Here is a 4,077-nt window from a genome sequence, read left to right on the forward strand (position 1 = left end):
TTCCGGCGGCTACGGCGGCTTTGGCTTCGGCCCGATACCCTCGCAGCAGATATACACCAACACCTCGGACCCGCTGCTGCCGTACCGGCTGGCCAGCTTCGTGACCGCCATCCTCGGCCTCACGAACTACGCGCCGTACGTCAGCGACGTCGTCAAGCCGGACAGCCACAGCACGCCGCAGACGGGCAGCAACGCCACCTGCATCGCGGAGTTCGGCCTGAGCAACGGCTGCCACCTGCCGTCCTTCTTCTCCCAGACGTACAACCTGGACCCGCTGTACGCGAAGGCGGACGGCTCCGGCCAGACCGTCGGCATCGTCACCCTCGCCTCGGTTGACCCGGGCGCGCCGGAGCACTTCTGGAGCGACATCGCAGACGTGAACCGCACCGGCTCCTTCACCACCGAGAACGTCGACGGCGGGTCCGGCCTGCCCAGCGCTGACGCGGGTTCGGACGAGACCGACCTGGATGTCGAGCAGTCCGGGGCGCTGGCGCCGGGCGCGAACGTGATCGCCTACGAGGCGCCGAACACCGACTACGGGTTCGCCGACGCATTCTTCACCGCGGCCAGCCAGAACATCGCCAGCGACGTCTCGGCGAGCTGGGGCGAGTCCGAGACCGCGGTGGAGGCCTCCGTCCTGAGCGGCCAGGAGTCCGCGGGCTACGTGGAGTCGTTCGACGAGGCCTTCCTCGAGATGGCCGCGCAGGGCCAGTCCGCGTTCACCTCCTCCGGCGACTTCGGCGCCTACACGGCCGCCGAGGACATCGGCACCACCAACCTGTCGGTGGACAACCCGGGCGACAGCCCCTACATCACCGCGTGCGGCGGCACCTCGCTGCCTGGGACCACGTACCTGTCCGGCCCGGACGGCACGGCCACGGCCACGACGACGACCAACCGCATCTGGGGCTGGGACTACCTGTGGCCAGCGATCGCACAGGTCGATGGCGTATCCGAGGCCGATGTCGCGGAGAGCCTGCCCATCGGCAGCGGCGGCGGCTTCAGCTCGCTCGAGCCCGAGCCTTCGTACCAGGAGGATGTGTCGGGCACCAGCAACTGGCACGGGGTGGAGTACCTGACCCCGACCGACTACGTGGAGGTCGCCCCGGGCCTGACCGAGCCCATCGCGTGGACCTTCAACCCCACGCCCGGCGTGAGCACCGGTTTCGGCTCCGGCCGGGTCCTCCCGGACCTGGCCACCGACGCCGACCCGCAGACGGGTTACCTGGTCTACGGGGCGTCGGCCGGCGGCCTCGGCGAGTACGGCGGGACCAGCTTCGTGGCGCCGCAGATGAACGGCTCCACCGCGGTCATCGACTCGTACCTGGGCCACCGGGTCGGGTTCTGGAACCCGGTCATCTACGCCGACGCTGGCAGCGGGCTGTTCACCCAGCTCAACACCGCCGGCACCAGCAACGACAACATCTACTACACAGGCAACCCCGGTGCCCTGTACAACGAGGGCGTTGGCCTTGGCCAGCCGAACCTGGCCAAGATAGCCGGCGCTTTCGCCGGATAGCCGGGCTAGTCAGTCCCGTCCACGGCCCGGGCCGCCCTCGGCGGCCCGGGCCGTGGACTCAGCCGCCGATGGCGGCGGCGACGATCGCCCGCGCCTGTTCCTGGATGGCGGCAAGGTGGGCGGGACCGCGGAAGGACTCGGCGTAGAGCTTGTAGACGTCTTCTGTGCCGGACGGGCGGGCGGCGAACCATCCGGACTCGCTGACCACCTTGAGGCCGCCGATGGGAGCACCGTTGCCCGGCGCCGTGGTCAGCGCCGCGATGACCTTCTCGCCCGCGAGCTCGCCCGCCGGCACCTGCTCAGGGGACAGCCTGGCCAGCGCCGCCTTCTGCTCCCTGGTGGCCGGGGTGTCAACGCGGGCGTAGGCGGGCGTCCCGTAGCGCTCGGTGAGGCCCCGGTAGAGCTGCGACGGCGACTGGCCGGTGACCGCGGTGATCTCCGACGCGAGCAGGGCGAGGATGATCCCGTCCTTGTCGGTGGTCCACACCGACCCGTCACGCTGCAGGAACGACGCACCCGCGCTCTCCTCGCCGGCGAAGGCCACCGATCCGTCGAGCAGCCCGGGCACGAACCACTTGAACCCGACGGGAACCTCGAGCAGCGGCCGGCCCAGCCCCGCGGCCACCCGGTCGATCATCGACGAACTGACCAGCGTCTTGCCGACGGCGGCCCCCGCCGGCCAGCCGTCACGGTGCCGGTACAGGTAGTCGATGGCGACCGCGAGGTACTGGTTGGGGTTGAGCAAGCCCGCGTCTGGCGTCACGATGCCGTGCCGGTCCGCGTCGGTGTCGTTGCCCGTCGCGATCATGAACTCGTGCTGACGGCTGATCAGGCTGGCCATCGCGAACGGCGACGAGCAGTCCATCCTGATCTTGCCGTCCCAGTCCAGGGTCATGAACCGGAACGTCGGGTCCACCTGCGGGTTGACGACGGTCAGGTCAAGGCCGTAACGCTCGCCGATCTCGCCCCAGTACGCCACGCTCGCGCCGCCGAGCGGGTCGGCGCCGACACGCACCCCGGCCTGCCCGATCGCGTCCAGGCGGACCACGCGGTCCAGCGCCGACACGTAGCAGTCGAGGAAGTCAAACCTCCCCGTCGTGCCGGCCGCGGCGGCCCGGGCGTAGGGTACCCGGCGCACTTCCTTCAGCTCGCCGCTGAGCAGGTCATTCGCCCGGTCCTGGATGTCCGTGGTGATGTCGGTGCCGGCCGGGCCGCCGTCCGGCGGGTTGTACTTGAAGCCGCCGTCCGCCGGGGGGTTGTGCGACGGGGTGACGACGATCCCGTCCGCCCGCGGTCCGTGCGCTGACGCGTTGTGCGCGAGGATCGCCCGGGAGACCGCCGGGGTGGGCGTGTACCCGCCCCGGGCGTCGGTCAGCACCCGGACGCCGTTGGCGGCGAGCACCTCAAGCGCGCTCACCTGGGCCGGCTCGGACAGCGCGTGGGTGTCCGCGCCCAGGTACAGCGGCCCGTCGATGCCGGCCCTGGCCCGGTAGTCGCAGATCGCCTGGGTGGTCGCGAGGATGTGGTCCTCGTTGAACGTCGCGGTGAACGCAGAACCCCGGTGGCCTGAGGTACCGAACGAGACCCGCTGGGCCGCGTCGCCGGGGTCGGGATGCACCGCGTAGTAGGCGGTGACCAGCTTCGCGACGTTCACCAGGTCGGCAGGGGCAGCGGGCTGGCCCGCGCGCGGATCGGCCATGCAGCCATCCTGACACGGGGGAGTCGGCACGGCTCGTTCGGGATAAGCCTGGGCGGCGCGGTGAACGGGACGCCGCACCGGTGCGCGGCGCTTAGCCTGTCCGGTATGGCGGTGTTCTGGGCGCGGCTGGCCGGGACGCAGCCCGTGCCGCCCGCGTGGGTCATCGCCGCGAGCGGCGTCGTCGCGTTGCTCGCCGTGCTGAACGCGGGATCCTGGCACCTGGCGCGGAACGCGATCACGATCGCCCACGAGGGCGGGCACGCGCTGGTCTCCCTGCTGAGCGGGCGGCGGCTGGAGGGGATACGGCTGCATTCGGACACGTCGGGCGAGACCGTGACCCGGGGCAGGCGGACCGGGCCTGGCGTCGTGCTCACCGCGCTCGCGGGGTACGTCACCCCGCCGCTGCTCGGCCTCGGCGCGGCATGGCTGCTCGCCGCGCACCACGTGACCGCGACGCTGTGGCTGCTGCTCGCCCTGCTCGTCGCGACGTTCCTGGCGGTCCGCAACGCCTACGGCGTGCTCGCGGTGCTGGCGGCCACGGCGGGGGTCTGCGCGGTGACCTGGTTCGCCTCCGCCGCCGTGCAGGCGGTGTTCGGCTACGGCGTCGCGTGGTTCCTGCTGTTCGGCGGGGCACGGCCGGTCGCCGAGCTGCAGCGGTCGCGGTCCCGCCGGTCCGGGCGGCGGGGGTCCCGGGGGGCCCGCTACGGGTCGTTCTCCGATGCCGACCAGCTCGCGCGGCTGACGCGGGTGCCCGGCGGGGTGTGGGTGGCGCTGTTCGGGCTGGTCGCGGTGGCGGCGCTCGTGGTCGGGGCGCGGCTGCTCATCCCCGGCTCGCTGCACCTGCACCTGGCGCGCTAGC

General features: G+C 72.0%; 3 protein-coding genes. 2 read left to right on the plus strand and 1 reads right to left on the minus strand.

Going from position 1 to position 4,077, the window contains the following annotated elements:
* A partial coding sequence (locus Q1N79_RS28660; protein WP_300614203.1) for a S53 family peptidase occupies positions 1-1,519 on the plus strand: 1,519 nt, incomplete at its 5' end.
* A gap of 58 nt (positions 1,520-1,577) precedes the next feature.
* Here the strand turns inward: Q1N79_RS28660 and pgm are convergent.
* Positions 1,578-3,218 (minus strand): phosphoglucomutase (alpha-D-glucose-1,6-bisphosphate-dependent), encoded by a 1,641-nt coding sequence (pgm, locus tag Q1N79_RS28665; protein WP_300614205.1) that lies wholly within the window; start codon positions 3,216-3,218, stop codon positions 1,578-1,580.
* Between the two features lie 105 nt (positions 3,219-3,323).
* Between pgm and Q1N79_RS28670 the strand changes: the two genes are divergently transcribed.
* Positions 3,324-4,076, plus strand: coding sequence for a M50 family metallopeptidase (locus tag Q1N79_RS28670; protein WP_300614206.1), 753 nt, complete (start codon positions 3,324-3,326; stop codon positions 4,074-4,076).
* The last annotated feature ends 1 nt before the right edge of the window (position 4,077 follow it).

Origin of the sequence: Trebonia sp. (assembly GCF_030042015.1) — a bacterium.
Lineage (GTDB): Bacteria > Actinomycetota > Actinomycetes > Streptosporangiales > Streptosporangiaceae > Trebonia.